At 54.7% G+C, this 16,556-nt stretch carries 17 protein-coding genes; 8 read left to right on the top strand and 9 right to left on the bottom strand.

The window, feature by feature from the left end:
* Positions 1-15: 15 nt before the first annotated feature.
* Positions 16-444, bottom strand: coding sequence for a 50S ribosomal protein L13 (gene rplM / locus ACOTZB_RS22245; RefSeq protein WP_006178824.1), 429 nt, complete (start codon positions 442-444; stop codon positions 16-18).
* 289 nt (positions 445-733) lie between these two features.
* Entirely contained in the window at positions 734-1,858 is a 1,125-nt protein-coding gene (zapE, locus tag ACOTZB_RS22240) for a cell division protein ZapE (protein WP_193805557.1), read from the bottom strand.
* A 189-nt stretch (positions 1,859-2,047) separates the two neighbouring features.
* Between zapE and zapG the strand changes: the two genes are divergently transcribed.
* The 3 genes from zapG to degS all read left to right on the top strand — a co-directional run bounded on the left by zapG (position 2,048) and on the right by degS (position 5,144).
* Positions 2,048-2,446: a Z-ring associated protein ZapG gene (zapG, locus tag ACOTZB_RS22235; RefSeq protein WP_008502832.1), complete on the top strand. Its 399-nt coding sequence runs from the start codon at positions 2,048-2,050 to the stop codon at positions 2,444-2,446.
* Positions 2,447-2,617: 171 nt separating this feature from the next.
* The gene (gene degQ / locus ACOTZB_RS22230; protein ID WP_421628524.1) at positions 2,618-3,985 is read left to right on the top strand and encodes a serine endoprotease DegQ; all 1,368 of its coding nucleotides are present in this window, start codon (positions 2,618-2,620) and stop codon (positions 3,983-3,985) included.
* Between the two features lie 91 nt (positions 3,986-4,076).
* Entirely contained in the window at positions 4,077-5,144 is a 1,068-nt protein-coding gene (gene degS, locus ACOTZB_RS22225) for an outer membrane-stress sensor serine endopeptidase DegS (protein ID WP_023309386.1), read from the top strand.
* Between the two features lie 57 nt (positions 5,145-5,201).
* Here the strand turns inward: degS and mdh are convergent, their stop codons facing one another.
* Positions 5,202-6,140 (bottom strand): malate dehydrogenase, encoded by a 939-nt coding sequence (gene mdh / locus ACOTZB_RS22220; RefSeq protein ID WP_023309387.1) that lies wholly within the window; start codon positions 6,138-6,140, stop codon positions 5,202-5,204.
* 397 nt (positions 6,141-6,537) lie between these two features.
* On the opposite strand from mdh, the gene argR reads away from it, so the two are divergent.
* The 3 genes from argR (at position 6,538) to yhcN (ACOTZB_RS22205) (ending at position 8,024) form a co-directional block, all read left to right on the top strand.
* The gene (gene argR / locus ACOTZB_RS22215; RefSeq protein WP_023309388.1) at positions 6,538-7,008 is read left to right on the top strand and encodes a transcriptional regulator ArgR; all 471 of its coding nucleotides are present in this window, start codon (positions 6,538-6,540) and stop codon (positions 7,006-7,008) included.
* Positions 7,009-7,383: 375 nt separating this feature from the next.
* Positions 7,384-7,647 carry a peroxide/acid stress response protein YhcN gene (gene yhcN, locus ACOTZB_RS22210; protein WP_023309389.1) on the top strand — a complete coding sequence of 88 codons (264 nt, stop codon included), beginning with the start codon at positions 7,384-7,386 and terminating at the stop codon, positions 7,645-7,647.
* Positions 7,648-7,757: 110 nt separating this feature from the next.
* The gene (gene yhcN / locus ACOTZB_RS22205) at positions 7,758-8,024 is read left to right on the top strand and encodes a peroxide/acid stress response protein YhcN (protein ID WP_032659672.1); all 267 of its coding nucleotides are present in this window, start codon (positions 7,758-7,760) and stop codon (positions 8,022-8,024) included.
* Positions 8,025-8,086: 62 nt separating this feature from the next.
* Here yhcN (ACOTZB_RS22205) and ACOTZB_RS22200 read toward each other — a convergent pair whose 3' ends face one another.
* The 5 genes from ACOTZB_RS22200 to aaeX all read right to left on the bottom strand — a co-directional run bounded on the left by ACOTZB_RS22200 (position 8,087) and on the right by aaeX (position 13,065).
* Entirely contained in the window at positions 8,087-8,359 is a 273-nt protein-coding gene (locus ACOTZB_RS22200) for a barstar family protein (protein ID WP_008502839.1), read from the bottom strand.
* A gap of 45 nt (positions 8,360-8,404) precedes the next feature.
* The gene (locus ACOTZB_RS22195) at positions 8,405-9,859 is read right to left on the bottom strand and encodes an NAD-dependent succinate-semialdehyde dehydrogenase (protein ID WP_421628523.1); all 1,455 of its coding nucleotides are present in this window, start codon (positions 9,857-9,859) and stop codon (positions 8,405-8,407) included.
* A gap of 89 nt (positions 9,860-9,948) precedes the next feature.
* Positions 9,949-11,916 carry a p-hydroxybenzoic acid efflux pump subunit AaeB gene (gene aaeB, locus ACOTZB_RS22190; RefSeq protein ID WP_047650955.1) on the bottom strand — a complete coding sequence of 656 codons (1,968 nt, stop codon included), beginning with the start codon at positions 11,914-11,916 and terminating at the stop codon, positions 9,949-9,951.
* Between the two features lie 5 nt (positions 11,917-11,921).
* Positions 11,922-12,854, bottom strand: a complete 933-nt coding sequence (gene aaeA / locus ACOTZB_RS22185; RefSeq protein ID WP_047650974.1) for a p-hydroxybenzoic acid efflux pump subunit AaeA — start codon at positions 12,852-12,854, stop codon at positions 11,922-11,924.
* Positions 12,855-12,861: 7 nt separating this feature from the next.
* A complete protein-coding gene (gene aaeX, locus ACOTZB_RS22180; RefSeq protein ID WP_003860416.1) occupies positions 12,862-13,065 on the bottom strand; it encodes a p-hydroxybenzoic acid efflux pump operon protein AaeX in 204 nt (67 codons plus the stop codon).
* A 179-nt stretch (positions 13,066-13,244) separates the two neighbouring features.
* Between aaeX and aaeR the strand changes: the two genes are divergently transcribed.
* Together aaeR and ACOTZB_RS22170 are read left to right on the top strand one after the other, a co-directional pair.
* The gene (aaeR, locus tag ACOTZB_RS22175; RefSeq protein WP_126329180.1) at positions 13,245-14,171 is read left to right on the top strand and encodes an HTH-type transcriptional activator AaeR; all 927 of its coding nucleotides are present in this window, start codon (positions 13,245-13,247) and stop codon (positions 14,169-14,171) included.
* A gap of 219 nt (positions 14,172-14,390) precedes the next feature.
* Complete coding sequence (locus ACOTZB_RS22170; RefSeq protein ID WP_193805554.1) at positions 14,391-15,005, top strand: YagU family protein; 615 nt, start codon at positions 14,391-14,393, stop codon at positions 15,003-15,005.
* A 46-nt stretch (positions 15,006-15,051) separates the two neighbouring features.
* Here the strand turns inward: ACOTZB_RS22170 and tldD are convergent, their stop codons facing one another.
* On the bottom strand, positions 15,052-16,497 hold the full coding sequence (tldD, locus tag ACOTZB_RS22165; RefSeq protein WP_029740073.1) for a metalloprotease TldD: 1,446 nt from the start codon (positions 16,495-16,497) through the stop codon (positions 15,052-15,054).
* Positions 16,498-16,556 lie beyond the last annotated feature (59 nt).

The raw sequence follows: 16,556 nt of genomic DNA, 5'->3' as shown, positions 1-16,556 counted from the left end.
TGCCTATAATCCCGATTAGATGTCAAGAACTTGCGGTTGCTGTGCCGCGTGGTTGTGCTCGTTGCCTGCGTAAACTTTCAGTTTACGGAACATAGCACGACCCAGCGGGCCTTTTGGCAGCATGCCTTTAACCGCGATTTCAATCACACGCTCAGGACGGCGGGCAATCATCTCTTCAAAGGTCGCTTCTTTGATACCACCGATGTGGCCGGTGTGGTGATAGTACACTTTGTCAGTACGCTTGTTGCCGGTTACAGCAACTTTATCAGCGTTCAGAACGATGATGTAATCACCGGTATCAACGTGCGGAGTGTATTCCGCTTTATGCTTACCGCGCAGGCGACGAGCCAGTTCAGTAGCCAGACGGCCCAGAGTTTTACCGGTCGCGTCAACAACATACCAGTCGCGCTGTACGGTTTCTGGTTTAGCTGTAAAAGTTTTCATTAAAAGCTTACCCAAATAATAAGTTACACGTTGGTGAACACCCAAACGTTTAGTCAGTTGAGGTTCACACGACAAAGTCCGGCAAACCTACCCCTTCGAATAGCACATGCCGACACATAGAAAGTTTCGGGAAAAAAACCTTCTCGTAACGTGGGGTCGCAAGATTATAGAGAAGTTGAGGTCAAAGATCGACCCTTAAATGTGATTTGGAATGGGTTTTTCGGGGGTGAGTATTGTGCGGTCTGGTGCCCTCACCCCCAGCCCCTCTCCCACAGGGAGAGGGTGGCATTTATGGCATATGCTCCAGCTTCAGGTATTCCTCACTCTGCATCTCCTGCAGGCGCGACAGGCAGCGCTGGAACTCAAACTTCAGCCGCTCGCCCTGGTAAATCTCATATAAAGGTACCTCGGCGCTGACCACCAGCTTGACGTGGCGCTCATAAAACTCGTCCACCAGCGCAATAAAGCGCCGTGCTTCGCTCTCCATCAGCCGCGTCATCACCGGTACGCCCAGCACCATCACGGTGTGGAACAGACGCGAAAGCGCAATATAGTCGTGCTGGCTGCGGGCATCCACGCAGAGCGTCGTAAAGGAGACCGCCAGCGTTTGGTTTTCGACGCCGAGTGTGGGCAGCGGTCGATGGTTAATCTCGAGTTCCGGGGCGTGCTCGCGTTTTGCCCCCGCCAGCGCCAGCCAGAGTGTATCCATCTCGCGGGTGGTCTCTGCATTTAACGGCGAAAGCCACAGGTGCGCCTGGGTCAGCGTGCGCAGACGATAATCGACACCGGCATCGACGTTCATGATGTCGCAGTGCTGCTTGATGGCATCGATGGCGGGCAGGAAGCGTGCCCGCTGCAGGCCGTTGCGGTACAGCTCGTCCGGCGGGATATTCGACGTGGCCACCAGCGTGATCCCGCGGGCAAATAGCGCTTTCATCAGGCCGCCTAACAGCATGGCATCGGTGATGTCAGACACAAAAAACTCATCGAAGCAGAGTACGTCCGTTTCCGCCTTGAACCGGTCGGCCACAATCTCCAGCGGATCGCTTTTGCCCTGCAGTGCGGTCAGTTCTTCATGCACCCGCAGCATAAAACGATGGAAGTGCAGACGCTGTTTACGTGCTCCAGGCAGGCTCAGATAAAACAGGTCCATCAGCCAGGTTTTTCCACGACCGACCCCGCCCCACATATATAGACCGCGCAACGGCGCGTGAGCCTGTGGCGATTTTTTACCGAGCAACCGCCCAAACGCCGCCTTTAGCCCGCCGTTCTGTTCGACTTCAGCGGGTTTTGCCGTGAGCTCCTGATAAATCATCTCCAGACGGTTTACCGCCTCACGTTGAACGTCGTCAGGCTGATGAGTGCCCTCGTTAAGGGCCTGTTGATATCGCGATGCAGGGGACAGGTTTTGCATAATCTTATTGTTATTCCTTCAATTAACGCTCACCAGCAGACGTGACTGATGAAAAAAAGGCCGTTCTACACTACGCGATGATACGTCAGGATTCCACTTCTGCAGAAATAGCGGTTATAGTGGCATTATCAGGCACAGGCAGGAGCCGAGCCAACACCCTACGGAACAACAAGACAACGGGAGAAGTTCATGACCTGGGAATATGCGCTAATCGGTTTAGTCGTCGGCATCGTCATCGGTGCTGTGGCCATGCGTTTCGGTAATCGCAAATTGCGTCAGCAGCAGTCACTGCAGTACGAACTGGAAAAGAACAAAGCTGAACTGGAAGAGTATCGTGAAGAGCTGGTCAGCCATTTTGCCCGTAGCGCCGAGCTGCTGGACAACATGGCGACCGACTATCGTCAGCTGTATCAACATATGGCAAAAAGCTCCAGCAGCCTGCTGCCGGAAATGACCGCGGAAACCAACCCGTTCCGCAACCGTCTGGCAGACTCTGAAGCCGGTAACGATCAGGCGCCCGTTCAGATGCCTCGCGACTATTCCGATGGCGCGTCCGGCCTGCTGCGCGGCGGTGTAAAACGCGATTAATCGCACAACCAGAATTTATTTTACGGGCGCAGCGATTGCGCCCGTCCTTTCCTGATGACCCCAGCTATCATTTAGTTAAACACCTCATTGTTCAGCGGTTTAAAATTCAATAACATCAACGTGTTTTTAGGGCCGTTTTTCCTTTATTCCAGGTTACGAGAGTCAACATCGATGAAGAAAAAAAACCAGCTGTTGAGCGCTATCGCGTTAAGTGTCGGGTTATCTCTCTCGGCGTCCGTCCCTGTATTTGCCGCCCTTCCCTCCCAGGTGCCTGGCCAGGCGGCCATTCCAAGCCTCGCGCCCATGCTGGAAAAAGTGTTGCCTGCAGTCGTCAGCGTTCAGGTTGAGGGCACCGCAGTACAAAGCCAACGCGTCCCTGAAGAACTGAAAAAATATTTTGGCGATGAGTCTCCCGACCAGCAGGCTCAGCCTTTTGAAGGCCTGGGTTCTGGCGTCATTATTGATGCAGCAAAAGGCTATATCCTGACCAACAACCACGTCATCAGCCACGCCGATAAGATCAGCGTCCAGCTGAACGATGGCCGTGAATTTGATGCCAAACTGATCGGCGGCGATGACCAGAGCGACATCGCGCTGCTGCAGGTGCAAAACCCGAGCAACCTGACCCAGATTGCCATCGCGGATTCCGACAAACTGCGCGTCGGCGACTTTGCCGTCGCCGTGGGCAACCCCTTTGGCTTAGGGCAGACCGCCACCTCCGGGATCGTCTCGGCGCTCGGGCGCAGCGGCCTCAATCTGGAAGGGCTGGAAAACTTTATCCAGACCGATGCCTCCATCAACCGTGGTAACTCCGGCGGGGCATTGCTCAACCTTAACGGTGAGCTGATTGGGATTAACACGGCGATTCTGGCCCCGGGCGGCGGCAGCATCGGGATCGGTTTTGCTATCCCCAGCAATATGGCCAAAACCCTGGCGCAGCAGCTGATCCAGTTCGGTGAAATCAAACGCGGGCTGCTGGGTATTAAAGGTATGGAGATGAGCGCGGATATCGCTAAAGCGTTTAACATCAACGTACAGCGCGGGGCATTTGTCAGTGAAGTGCTGCCTAATTCCGGCTCGGCAAAAGCAGGTATCAAATCGGGCGATGTGATCGTCAGTCTGAACGACAAACCGCTTAGCAGCTTTGCAGAACTGCGTTCACGGATTGCCACAACGGAACCTGGCGCCAAAGTGAAGCTGGGCCTGATACGTGACGGCAAGCCGCTTGACGTTGAAGTGACGCTGGATAAGAGCACCTCATCCTCGGCCAGTGCGGAGCTTATCGCCCCGGCGCTGCAGGGGGCGACGTTGAGCGACGGGCAGCTGAAGGACGGTACGAAAGGCATTAGCATCGACACCGTCGAGAAGAGCAGCCCTGCCGCACAGGCCGGATTGCATCAGGATGACGTGATTATCGGTGTAAACCGCAACCGCGTGCAGTCTATTGCCGAACTGCGCAAGGTGCTGGAAACTAAACCGGCGGTTATTGCCCTGCAGGTCATGCGTGGCAATGAGTCCATCTATATTCTGTTGCGCTAAGCATTTGCGACCCGGACATCACCGCTGCGTGTGATGTCCGGATAACTCATGTTATGCTGCAAATCGTTCCTTTTTTAACGACACGCGCATCATGCTTTTAAAGCTCTTACGTTCTACTGTCATCGGTTTGATTGTCGCTGGCCTGCTGCTGCTGGCGCTGCCGTCTTTACGTCAGTTCAATAAACTGTCGGCTCCCCAGTTCGATAGCACGGATGAAACACCGGCCACCTATAACCAGGCCGTTCGCCGTGCCGCACCTGCCGTGGTTAACGTCTATAACCGCGGCCTGAATACCTCAGCCCATAATCAGCTGGAGATCCGTACCCTCGGCTCCGGCGTGATCATGGACGAGCGCGGCTACATTATTACCAACAAGCACGTCATTAACGATGCCGACCAGATCATCGTCGCTCTGCAGGATGGCCGCGTGTTTGAGGCGTTACTCGTTGGCTCTGACAGCCTGACCGACCTGGCCGTCCTGAAGATTAACGCCACGGGCGGTTTGCCGGTCATCCCGATCAACCGTAAACGTACCCCGCATATTGGTGACGTCGTACTGGCTATCGGTAACCCTTACAACCTGGGTCAGACCATCACCCAGGGGATTATCAGCGCGACCGGTCGTATTGGTTTGAACCCCTCCGGGCGGCAGAACTTCCTGCAAACCGATGCCTCCATCAACCACGGTAACTCCGGCGGGGCGCTGGTCAACTCGCTGGGCGAGCTGATGGGTATCAATACCCTCTCGTTCGATAAGAGTAACGACGGTGAGACGCCGGAAGGGATCGGCTTTGCCATTCCGTTCCAGCTGGCGACCAAAATTATGGATAAGCTGATCCGCGACGGACGCGTGATCCGCGGCTATATCGGTATCGGCGGGCGCGAAATTGCGCCGATGCATACCCAGGGCGGCGGTATCGATCAGATTCAGGGCATCGTGGTTAACGAGGTGGCACCGGGTGGTCCGGCGGCTAACGCGGGGATTCAGGTAAACGATGTCATTGTGTCGGTCAACGGCACGCCAGCGGTCTCTGCGCTGGAGACGATGGATCAGGTGGCAGAAATTCGCCCGGGTTCTATCATCCCGGTTGAGGTCATGCGCAACGATAAGAAACTGACGCTGCACGTGACGATTCAGGAATACCCGGCCACTAACTGACAGGCATAAAAAAACGGAGCGATAAGCTCCGTTTTTTTTTCCGGGAGACGGTTCGTATTACTTGTTAACGAACTCTTCGCCCAGGGTGATATCTTTCTTCAGCGTATCCAGCATGCCTTCCATCGCGTGTTGTTCAAACGCGCTCAGCGTACCAATAGATTTACGCTCTTCGATACCGTTTTTACCCAGCAGCAGCGGCTGAGAGAAGAAGCGAGCGTGTTCGCCATCGCCTTCAACGTAAGCGCATTCAACAACGCCTTTCTCGCCCTGCAGAGCGCGAACCAGTGACAGACCGAAACGTGCAGCCGCCTGGCCCATAGACAGGGTTGCAGAACCGCCACCCGCCTTCGCTTCCACCACTTCGGTGCCCGCGTTCTGGATGCGTTTGGTCAGGTCAGCCACTTCCTGCTCGGTGAAGCTCACGCCTGGGATCTGCGACAGCAGAGGCAGGATGGTGACGCCAGAGTGACCGCCGATGACCGGTACTTCCACTTCTGTTGGCTGTTTGCCTTTCAGCTCAGCAACAAAGGTGTTGGAACGGATGATATCCAGCGTGGTTACGCCGAACAGTTTGTTTTTGTCGTAAACACCCGCTTTCTTCAGCACTTCTGCCGCGATAGCCACGGTGGTGTTCACCGGGTTAGTGATGATACCGATGCATGCTTTCGGGCAGATTTCTGCAATCTGCTGCACCAGGTTTTTCACGATGCCCGCGTTGACGTTGAACAGGTCTGAACGATCCATGCCTGGCTTACGCGCCACGCCTGCAGAAATCAGCACCACGTCGGCCCCCTGCAGCGCAGGACGTGCATCTTCACCGGAGAAGCCTTTGATTTTTACAGCAGTTGGGATGTGGCTCAGGTCAACCGCCACGCCTGGGGTTACCGGAGCAATATCGTACAGGGAGAGTTCTGAGCCTGAAGGCAGTTGGGTTTTCAGTAGTAGGGCAAGCGCCTGGCCGATACCACCAGCAGCGCCGAGGACTGCGACTTTCATCCTAAACTCCTTATTATGGTTAACTTAAGTATCTGTAAATCCGTTGCGGCGACCATAATTCAGCAAGTAAATAATTACAATTTTCGTAGCTAAAGAATTTGAGGTCACGCGACTTTATCTCTCACCAGAAAACTATCTGACGACAGAGGGCAACGCATTAAGAGGTGGTTACAATACACCCTGCCCCGCCACCAAAACAACATCATTTTGATAACATTTAATTTACTTTTAAGCTTATTTGCGCGGCGTGACCCAGGCATGTTTTCTGATAACGAAATCTGATAAAATCACTCCCTTTCATAACATTATTTCAGCCTGGCGCTGAGTAGATAATTTGCATAAAAATTCATCCACATGCATAATAATGTTGTTTCTATCGTCATATTCCGGGTGACTTATGCGAAGCTCGTCTAAGCAAGAAGAATTAGTAAAGGCGTTTAAGGCGCTACTCAAAGAAGAGAAATTCAGTTCTCAGGGAGAAATTGTTCAGGCGCTGCAGGAACAAGGCTTCGATAACATCAATCAGTCGAAAGTCTCCCGCATGTTAACGAAATTTGGCGCGGTGCGTACGCGTAACGCCAAGATGGAGATGGTCTATTGCCTGCCGGCAGAACTTGGCGTGCCGACCACCTCCAGCCCGCTCAAAAACCTGGTTCTGGATATCGATCATAACGACGCCGTCGTGGTGATCCACACAAGCCCGGGTGCCGCGCAGCTGATTGCCCGCATGCTGGACTCGCTGGGTAAAACGGAAGGTATTCTCGGGACTATCGCCGGCGATGACACTATCTTTACCACACCGGCTAGCGGTTTCTCCGTGAAAGATCTCCACGAAGCCATTCTGGTACTGTTCGAACAGGAACTCTAATCCCCTCTCCCCGTAGCGCCGCTGCGGGGATCGTTCTGCTTCCGCTGCGTTCTCCCCTCTTTTCTACTGCCCTTCACTTTGACAAATAGTGCTTTTTACCACCCGTTAACATTCATCTGGTGAATGCTAAATCAAAAAATCGCACAAAAAATCAAAAGCTGGTATCCAGATGATTTAATTAGAGATAGTCATCCATAATGAACAAAAAACGCCCAACATTATGCAATTTGGTTATAAAAAACAGACTAGTTAACACGTAATAACAATGGAAACCATTAGTCTGATATTAATTTTTACCGTTATTAGTGTATACTTGATTTTGTGATGAGGGTCACGAAACAAGACCCCACTAAAAAATTCGACGAGGTAAAAATCATGAAAATCAAATCAACTGTAGCGGCGCTCAGCGTCCTGTCCGTCCTGTCATTCGGTGCTTTCGCAGCAGACTCTATCAATGCTGACCAGGCGCAATCCCGCCAGGCCATCGGTACGGTTTCTGTCGGCGCGGTCGGCACATCGCCAATGGACATGCATGAGATGCTGAACAAAAAAGCGGAAGAACAGGGTGCGTCATCCTATCGCATCATCGAAGCGCGTTCTGGTGACCACTGGCACGCCACCGCTGAGCTGTACAAATAAGTTTTAGTAATAGCTGAAAACGTAAATCTCCACTCAACGGCACCAGGCATAAAAATAGCGGTTCAACCCTTCTCGCCGTTGAGTAAAAACCCTATTCAGGAGTAAAGACTATGAAAACCAAATTGATCATCGCAACCCTCGGTCTGGCATCCGTTCTCTCTTTCGGCGCGAGCGCAGCCGTACAGCAGGTAAATGCCGACCAGGCACAAAATCTACAGCGTATGGGCAGCGTCTCCGTAACGTCTGTCACCGGTTCACCGATGGATATTCGTCACGAACTTGCCGCCAAAGCTGAAAAAGCAGGCGCCAGCAGCTATCGCGTCACCGAACTGAATCAGGGTGACCACTGGCATGCAACGGCAGAGCTGTATAAATAAACCCTCGTCGTATCTCATCATACGACTTGCCCCTGGCCTCATGGTCAGGGGCTTTTTTTCACTCAATGCCGCGCGTTAAAGCGCAGCTGCCCTTCAAGCTCTTCTTCCGCTTCATCGAACAGCAATATCAGCGCGCCAAAACGTCTTCGCAGCTTATCGGGCAAATGGATGAACTCAATTTCCAGCGGTAGCGGCAACAGGCTGCCGGTGACCACGTCCCACAGCGTATCCAGATTCGTCACGCTTTCCCGTTCAAGATCAAACACCCGGATAAATTCACGGTAGAAGTCTTCCTGACTGTCGATCTCGTCAAAATCAAACGTATAGGTTTTCATTGCCAGCCACCCAGTCCAGGCGAGCGGCAGATGCCGCCCTGTCTATTATAATCCCCCAATATGCAGGGTTTTAACTTCCAGATACTCTTCCAGCCCCAGCACGGAGCCCTCTCGTCCAAGGCCTGACTCTTTTACGCCGCCAAAGGGGCCGAGCTCCGTGGAGACGGCGCACTCGTTGATGCCGATCATCCCGCTTTCGATGGCCTGTGAAACGCGGAAGACCCGTGAGAGATTCTGGGTGTAGAAGTAAGCCGCCAGCCCATAGGGCGTGTTGTTGGCGCGCTGGATGACTTCATCTTCCGAGGTGAACCGGAAGCACGCCGCCACCGGGCCAAAGGTCTCTTCCTCTGCCAGCTTCATGCCCTCATGGCAGTCGCCCAGTACGGTTGGCATCCAGAAATTCCCGCCAAGCGGATGAGGCTTACCCCCTGCCAGGATGGTTGCGCCCCGGGCAACGGCATCGTCGACATGCTCACGCACCTTGTTGACCGCAGAAGGTTCAATCAGCGGCCCGACCACGACCCCGTCTTCAAGACCATTACCCACCTTCAGCGCATTCACCGCATCGGCGAGTTTATTCACAAATTTGTCGTAGACGGTTTCCTGAATATAAAAACGGTTCACGCTGACGCAGACCTGCCCGGCATTGCGGAACTTGTTGGCGATCGCGCCCTTAACCGCTGCGTCGATGTCCGCATCCTCAAAAACGATATACGGGGCATTTCCCCCCAGCTCCATCGAGACTTTTTTCATGGTTTCGGCAGCGTTACGCACCAGCGTTTTGCCGACGGAGGTTGAGCCGGTAAAGGAGATTTTACGCACGTCGCGGCTTGCCATGATCGCATCGCTGATTTCATGCGTATTCCCGGCCACGGCGTTGAGCACGCCGTCGGGCACACCGGCCTGTTTCGCCAGCGTAAGCAGCGCAAACGCGCTGAGCGGCGTGTTGTTGGCCGGTTTAATGACCCCGGTGCATCCGGCCGCCAGCGCCGGGCCTAACTTGCGGGTGAGCATGGCCATCGGGAAGTTCCACGGCGTAATCGCCGCAACCACACCAATAGGCTCACGGGTCGCCAGAATGCGTGAGCCGGGTTTGATCGGCGGAATAATTTCACCGTTTGCCCGTTTGGCCTCTTCGGCAAACCACTGGATAAAGCTGGCGGCGTACTCGACTTCTCCCTCCGCCTCTTTCAGGGGCTTGCCCTGTTCGGTGGTCATCAACCGCGCGAGCCAGCTTTTATTCTCAATAATCAGTTCGTACCAGCGATAGAGAATCGCCGAGCGTTCTTTCGCGGTTTTGGCACGCCATGCCGGGAAGGCCTGGGTAGCCGCTGCGATAGCGTCTTCGGTTTGCGCTTTACCCGCTTTTGCGACTTTAGCAATGACCTCGCCGGTCGCGGGATTCAGCACATCAAAGGTTGTATCCAGCGTTTTCCAGATTCCGTTGACCAGATAACCGGTCTGAAAAAGGATGTGGTCCTGAAGCGCCTGGGTCGTCATGTGTTCTCCCTTTCTGAAATGTAAGAACGTGCTGGAATAAGTATAGCCACAAAAAAACCGACGCTTTTGGCGTCGGTTTTTTACTTCAGTCAGTTATCCGTGAGGGCATTCTGGTAGCGATGCAGCATAAACACCAGCCGTCCTACCGGCTCGGTCACCTGAGGCGGTGCCTCCCAGTGCTTGAGCTTTTCCTGATAGGTATCGAGCTCTTCAAGAAGCTGCGTAAAGTAGCGACGCCGTTTGTCATCGCTGCTGGCAGAAAGCACGTGATCGGCGGTACGACGCAGCTGGCGGTGGTATGCCGACAGATCGTCGTTGATCGGCACGGGCGCGTTACGCAAACGCTGGTGCGCAATGATCATGGTTAACGCCAGGCGGAACTTCGCGATATCGCCCGGGAACTTGTTCAGCAGTAAAAACAGCTGCTGGTAGAGCGCGGGCAGGTGGTTCTCTTTACGGCGCGCGGTATTGGTTGTTAAAGACGACACGGCAGCCGACACAAACTGGTTCAGCAGCACGCGGCCCGTTCTTGCCTGCGAGTTATCCCGCACCAGCAGTATCACCATCATGGCCAGGAAACAGCCCACCAGCTGACCTAACGCACTGTCGAGGAACTGGCTGAAATGGAAGGTCATCGGGTTATCGAGCACGATGATGTTAATCGTACTCGCCAGCGCCCCCAGCGATCCCAGACGCCGCTTTTGCACTTCAATGCCGATAAAGAACGCCATTACCGCCAGGCTAATACAGAGCAGCAGCATGCTCTGTTGCGTCGACGGGATGATGACCAGGAAATAGAGCGCGCCTATCGGCAACGCGGCAATGGTACCGTAGAGGAAATCAATGGCGACCATACGCGGGTTAGGCAGACGCATCGCCAGTGCGGTCACGACGGCAATCATCACCATCGCGCCGCTGCCGGACGTCCAGCCCGTCCACAGCCAGAACAGCGTGCCAAGCATGCAGGCAAGCGTCGTACGCCAGAAGTTAACCATCGCGTGATGGCGCTCGGCGGATTCCGCTTTGATCACCACTTCCCCCTGCAGCACCTCTTCTTCCGCCGCGCTGATTTTGGTGTTACCGATCACGCCGCGCTTCAGCAGCAGATAGCGCGTCGCGGCGCCGACCCAGGTGTAGATGGTCACCGGCGTGTCGCGCTCCCCGGTCCAGGCAATCACCCGGCGCATGCGCTTAAGCTGCTTATGCACGTCCTGTACGGTTTCCACCGGCTCGGCAAACAGTTCGCGGAACGTATCGGTGACCACTTCCGGCCGGGTGTTCTGAATCAGATAGGTTTCACAGGCCTGGGTAATCAGCGTCAGAGAGACGGTGTTGAGGGCTTTCAGGCGTCGATTCGCGCGGGCCCAGCGCGAGGACTCCATATTAAGATTGCTGCGCATCCCTTCCAGCGCCTGCGTACGACGTACCAGCCCGCTCCAGGCTTTATCCACCTCTTCGCTGTCGCCATGCTTAATACACAGCTGCATCAGCTGATACTGGGCAACGATCAGCGCGTCAAGCTCACGGTCGACTTCCTGCTTGATGGAGCGCGGGGAGAAAAGCAGGTCAGCGACGATCGCGCTGACAATACCAATCACAATTTCGCTGCATCGCTCCACCGCAAACTGCGGGGCCAGCAGCGGCTCGGACTGGATGGTGATGATAATAATCAGCGCGGTATAGCCCGCCAGCCCCCAGGCGTAGGAGTTCTCCACTTTCACCAGAGACGAGATCCAGGTGCAGAAACCCGCCCAGATGCAGCAGACCATCAGCATCAGCAGCGGGGTGCGGATCATCAAAATAATAATGGTCAGCGCCGCGAAACAGCCGATAAACGTTCCGATAATACGCAGCATCCCGCGATAGCGGATCGCGCCTGAATAGGGTTCCCCGCCCGCGGCAAAGGCAGGACCCGCCGCGACAATCGCAGCCGTCAGGACTGCCCAGCGAGGGGTTTCAAGCTGGAAGTGGAAGCCAACAAACAGCGCCAGCACGATGGCGCACGCCAGCTTCACGGCGAAGCGAATGTGCTGGCTGGCGATGGAAAAGATACCCATGGCGATTAACCAAACTCGCGCAGGCGGTGGGCAATTTTACGGAAGAACGAGTCCTGGCTGGCATCCCGGTCCTTTTCACCGGTGATCACCACCGTCGCCGTGGTACCCGCAGGCCACAGATTTCCCTGCTGTTCATCCAGATGAATACGTACCGGCACGCGCTGGGCCAGACGCACCCACTCCAGGTTGGAATCGACCGTCGCCATCCCTTTGGCATCGTTAGAACTGCTGGAGTTAGTCACCCCTGCGGCAACGCTGTCGACGGTGCCTTTAAAGACGCGGTTGCTGCCGAGCGGCGTGATTTCCGCCCGGTAACCCGGACGCACGCCTTCCAGCTTGGTCTCTTCCATATAGGCGAGCACGTAGAAGGAGTTCTGTTTAACCAGCGCCACGGCGGTTGAGCCACGGGTAATGAACTCCCCGGCATAGACGTTGAGGTTGGTGACCCAGCCATCGGACGGCGCGCGGATCACGGTGCGCTCGAGATCGAGCTTCGCCAGATCGCGCGTTGCCTGCGCTTTCGCCAGCTGGTGCAGCACGGTTTGCAGCACGTTGTTGGACTGGTCAATCTCTTCGCGGGACATTGCCTGAACGCCCAGCTGATTACGGCGGCCTGCCTCGCGGCGTTTCTCCGCAGCGAGCGCCTGATAATAGGCCACGTCCGCTTCCGCCTCTTCCAGCGCTTTCTGGTAACGAGGCTGGTCGATGGTGAACAGGACCTGATCTTTTTTCACCAGCTGGTTATCGTGGACGTTAACCGCCGTGATAAGACCGGCTACGTCGGGGGCGATGGCCACCACATCGGCGCTGAAGCGTGCATCACGCGTCCACGGCGATTCGGTGTAATAAACCCAGGCGCGGAAAATAGCGATGAAGGCGAGGATAACCAGCGCCATGGTGATGGCAGTGCGGGAGATATTTCTTGTTAGCGTTTTCACATCAACCTCAGACAAACATGCGCGATATCAGGTAAAACAGGCAGCAATACAGCGCGGTATTGAACAATGCAGGGTGCCAGACGAAATCGTAGATCCCGGTAGGGACCAGCACCTTGCGCACCAGCCAGAAGATCGCCAGTGATAAAAGAAGCTCGAAAAATATCGGTGGGAACGACAAACCGAACACCACGATAACGGGAAACAGACTCATGTTGACCTTGATAAGAGAGAGTGCAGGCTTCAGAATTTTTTAGCGCACGCCACCGCAGGAGAGCAAGAAACGCCGGGCGAGAATGGCGCAGCCGTTATGTAATTAATAATATATTAACGTAACTGTTATGCTGTTATCTATAATATGTGATCTAAATCACTTTTAAGCCAGAGTGAACAATGGAACGTTTAAAACGCATGTCGGTCTTCGCCAAAGTGGTTGAGCTGGGCTCGTTTACCGCCGCTGCCCGCCAGCTTCAGATGAGCGTCTCATCCATCAGCCAGACGGTGTCCAAACTGGAAGATGAGCTTCAGGTCAAGCTGCTCAACCGCAGTACCCGCAGCATTGGGCTGACGGAAGCGGGTAAAATTTACTATCAGGGCTGTCGCCGCATGCTGCTTGAAGTGCAGGATGTTCACGAACAGCTCTATGCCTTTAACAACACCCCCATCGGTACGCTGCGCATCGGGTGTTCTTCAACTATGGCACAAAATGTTCTCGCTGCCATGACGGCAGATATGCTGAAAGAATATCCCGGGCTTACCGTTAATCTGGTGACGGGTATCCCGGCGCCGGACCTGATTGCCGACGGCCTGGACGTGGTGATCCGCGTCGGCGCACTGCAGGATTCCAGCCTGTTCTCGCGACGGCTGGGCAGCATGCCGATGGTGGTCTGCGCCTCGAAAAGCTATCTGGCGCAGTACGGGGTTCCGGAGAAACCCGCCGATCTCGCCAACCACTCGTGGCTGGAGTATAGCGTGCGGCCCGATAATGAATTTGAGCTGATCGCTCCGGAAGGGATCTCCACCAAACTGCTGCCGGAAGGGCGGTTTGTCACCAACGATCCGATGACCATTTCACGCTGGCTGGTGGCCGGCGCCGGGATCGCCTACGTGCCGTTAATGTGGGTGATCAACGAGATCAACAGCGGCGTGCTGGAGATCCTCTTCCCGCGCTACCAGTCCGATCCGCGTCCGGTGTACGCCCTGTATACCGAAAAAGACAAACTCCCGCTCAAGGTACAGGTGTGTATTAACTATCTGACCGAATATTTTGTGGACGTGGCGGAGCTGTTTCAGGGGATGCGGGGGAGAAGGAAGGAATAATCGATTTAACGCTGAAAGTATATGAGCGATGAATATTTCCAGGATGAAACTCCTCTGCATTCTGGAATATTCCTTCGTCACTATCAGGAATAGAGAATTGACACTGCCGCCGTCTGCCCTTTACCTTAATAACAGTCAGCCTTTCAGACTGTTATTAATTTGTTGCTGATATGAATAATAAAATGAATTCCGCAGGATGATGTTAAACAAGGAAAACAAATGAATCTATTTGAACAAACACCGCCTTCACGCAGGCGCTATGGGCTTGCTGCGTTCATCGGTTTAATTGCAGGGATTGTCTCCGCCTTTGTCAAATGGGGAGCCGAGGTGCCACTTCCGCCACGCAGTCCCACCGATTTATTCACCGGCGCATGCGGGCCCGAGCAATTAATAAGAGCCGCCAGCCAGATTGACTGCTCACGAAACTTCTTAAACCCTCCCTATGTATTTTTACGCGACTGGCTGGGCGTCGTCGATCCTAACGCGGCGGTTTATACATTTGCCGGACATATATTTAACTGGGTCGGCGTAACACATATTATTTTCTCAATCGTGTTCGCTGTAGGTTATTGTGTAGTTGCGGAAGTCTTTCCGAAAATTAAACTCTGGCAGGGTTTGCTGGCGGGTGCGTTAGCTCAGCTTTTTGTTCATATGATCTCCTTCCCTCTGATGGGGCTGACGCCACCGCTGTTTGAGCTGCCGTGGTATGAACACGTGTCAGAGATCGTGGGCCATCTGATCTGGTTCTGGTCGATTGAAATCATTCGTCGTGATTTGCGTAATCGCATCACTCACGAGCCGGATCCGGAGATACCGCTGAGTAACTTACGCTAAAAAAAGGCGCTACATCAGTAGCGCCATTTTTTTAAGCTGGGTCAGGTCAGGCCGTGCCGCCCACCGTCAGGTTGTCTACCTTCAGCGTTGGCTGGCCTACACCAACCGGCAGGCTCTGGCCCTCTTTACCGCAGACGCCTACGCCGTTATCCAGCTTCAGATCGTTACCGACCATAGAGATCTGCTGCATGGCTTCAATACCGGAGCCAATCAGCGTTGCACCCTTCACCGCTTTGGTCACTTTGCCTTTCTCGATCAGATACGCTTCTGACGTGGAGAAAACAAACTTACCGGAGGTAATGTCCACCTGGCCGCCGCCAAAGTTTGGCGCAAAGATACCGTAATCAACGGATTCGATAATCTCCTGCGGCGTGGATTTGCCCGGCAGCATGTACGTATTGGTCATGCGCGGCATCGGCAGGTGCGCGTAGGATTCACGACGGCCATTACCCGTCGGCGCAACGCCCATCAGACGCGCGTTGAGTTTGTCCTGCATGTAGCCTTTCAGCACGCCGTTTTCGATCAGCACGTTGTACTGGCCTGGCGTACCTTCGTCGTCGATAGCCACCGAGCCGCGACGATCGCGCATGGTGCCGTCATCCACAACGGTGCACAGTTCAGAGGAGACAAGCTGCCCGATCTGACCGCTGAATACGGACGTCCCGCGACGATTAAAGTCGCCTTCCAGGCCATGGCCTACCGCCTCGTGCAACAGCACGCCCGGCCAGCCAGCGCCCAGCACCACCGGGAATGAGCCCGCCGGCGCCGCGACGGCATTCAGATTCACCAGCGCCATGCGCACGGCTTCTTTCGCCCATGCGTCGGCGCGTGCTTCACCGTCAACGTCGCCCAGGAACCAGTCATAGCCGAAACGACCGCCGCCGCCGCTTGAGCCGCGCTCGCGTTTGCCGTCGTCATCGACCTGCACGCTGATTGACAGACGCACCAGCGGACGAACATCCGCTGCCAGAGTGCCATCCGTTGCCGCCACCAGAATCAGTTCATAGACACCGCTCAAGCTGGCAGAGACTTCCTGCACGCGTTTGTCCGCCGCGCGGGCGACTTTGTCTACGCGACGCAGGATATCCAGCTTCTCTTCACGACTCATGCTCTGCAGCGGATCGATGCTGGTATAGAGCGCAGAGTGCTGCACTTCTCCCAAAGTTTTCACGCGACCATCGCCGGTATCACGCACAATAGTACGTGCGGCCTGCGCGCTCTGTTCAAGTGCGGTGAGGCTAATCTGATCGGCATAGGCGAAACCGGTTTTCTCGCCGCTGACGGCACGGACGCCGACGCCCTGGTCAATGTTGTAGGAGCCATCTTTGATGATGCTGTCTTCTAAAACCCAGGATTCGTGATAGCTCGACTGGAAATAAAGGTCGCCGTAGTCGAGACGGCGTTCGGTCAGTTGACCAAGAATGGAAAACAGGTCCTGATGGCTCAGGCCGTTCGCTGCGAGCAAATGTTCACTTACCAGGTTCAGACTCATCGTATTGCTACTCGTTCGTTGCCGCCCGTGGCGGTATAAAGATCGTATTTATTGAGAGT

It is taken from the genome of Enterobacter cloacae complex sp. SHL020 (assembly GCF_049236945.1).
Lineage (GTDB): Bacteria > Pseudomonadota > Gammaproteobacteria > Enterobacterales > Enterobacteriaceae > Enterobacter > Enterobacter dykesii.
The sequence above is the reverse complement of the archived record's forward strand: the minus strand, read 5'-3'. Positions and strand labels throughout refer to the sequence as shown.

What these genes read in the sequence shown, in the direction of transcription:
- rplM (WP_006178824.1), bottom strand. Translation starts at nt 444, where the DNA reads ATGAAAACTTTTACAGCTAAACCAGAAACCGTACAGCGCGACTGGTAT.
- zapE (WP_193805557.1), bottom strand. Translation starts at nt 1,858, where the DNA reads ATGCAAAACCTGTCCCCTGCATCGCGATATCAACAGGCCCTTAACGAG.
- zapG (WP_008502832.1), top strand. Translation starts at nt 2,048, where the DNA reads ATGACCTGGGAATATGCGCTAATCGGTTTAGTCGTCGGCATCGTCATC.
- degQ (WP_421628524.1), top strand. Translation starts at nt 2,618, where the DNA reads ATGAAGAAAAAAAACCAGCTGTTGAGCGCTATCGCGTTAAGTGTCGGG.
- degS (WP_023309386.1), top strand. Translation starts at nt 4,077, where the DNA reads ATGCTTTTAAAGCTCTTACGTTCTACTGTCATCGGTTTGATTGTCGCT.
- mdh (WP_023309387.1), bottom strand. Translation starts at nt 6,140, where the DNA reads ATGAAAGTCGCAGTCCTCGGCGCTGCTGGTGGTATCGGCCAGGCGCTT.
- argR (WP_023309388.1), top strand. Translation starts at nt 6,538, where the DNA reads ATGCGAAGCTCGTCTAAGCAAGAAGAATTAGTAAAGGCGTTTAAGGCG.
- yhcN (WP_023309389.1), top strand. Translation starts at nt 7,384, where the DNA reads ATGAAAATCAAATCAACTGTAGCGGCGCTCAGCGTCCTGTCCGTCCTG.
- yhcN (WP_032659672.1), top strand. Translation starts at nt 7,758, where the DNA reads ATGAAAACCAAATTGATCATCGCAACCCTCGGTCTGGCATCCGTTCTC.
- ACOTZB_RS22200 (WP_008502839.1), bottom strand. Translation starts at nt 8,359, where the DNA reads ATGAAAACCTATACGTTTGATTTTGACGAGATCGACAGTCAGGAAGAC.
- ACOTZB_RS22195 (WP_421628523.1), bottom strand. Translation starts at nt 9,859, where the DNA reads ATGACGACCCAGGCGCTTCAGGACCACATCCTTTTTCAGACCGGTTAT.
- aaeB (WP_047650955.1), bottom strand. Translation starts at nt 11,916, where the DNA reads ATGGGTATCTTTTCCATCGCCAGCCAGCACATTCGCTTCGCCGTGAAG.
- aaeX (WP_003860416.1), bottom strand. Translation starts at nt 13,065, where the DNA reads ATGAGTCTGTTTCCCGTTATCGTGGTGTTCGGTTTGTCGTTCCCACCG.
- aaeR (WP_126329180.1), top strand. Translation starts at nt 13,245, where the DNA reads ATGGAACGTTTAAAACGCATGTCGGTCTTCGCCAAAGTGGTTGAGCTG.
- ACOTZB_RS22170 (WP_193805554.1), top strand. Translation starts at nt 14,391, where the DNA reads ATGAATCTATTTGAACAAACACCGCCTTCACGCAGGCGCTATGGGCTT.
- tldD (WP_029740073.1), bottom strand. Translation starts at nt 16,497, where the DNA reads ATGAGTCTGAACCTGGTAAGTGAACATTTGCTCGCAGCGAACGGCCTG.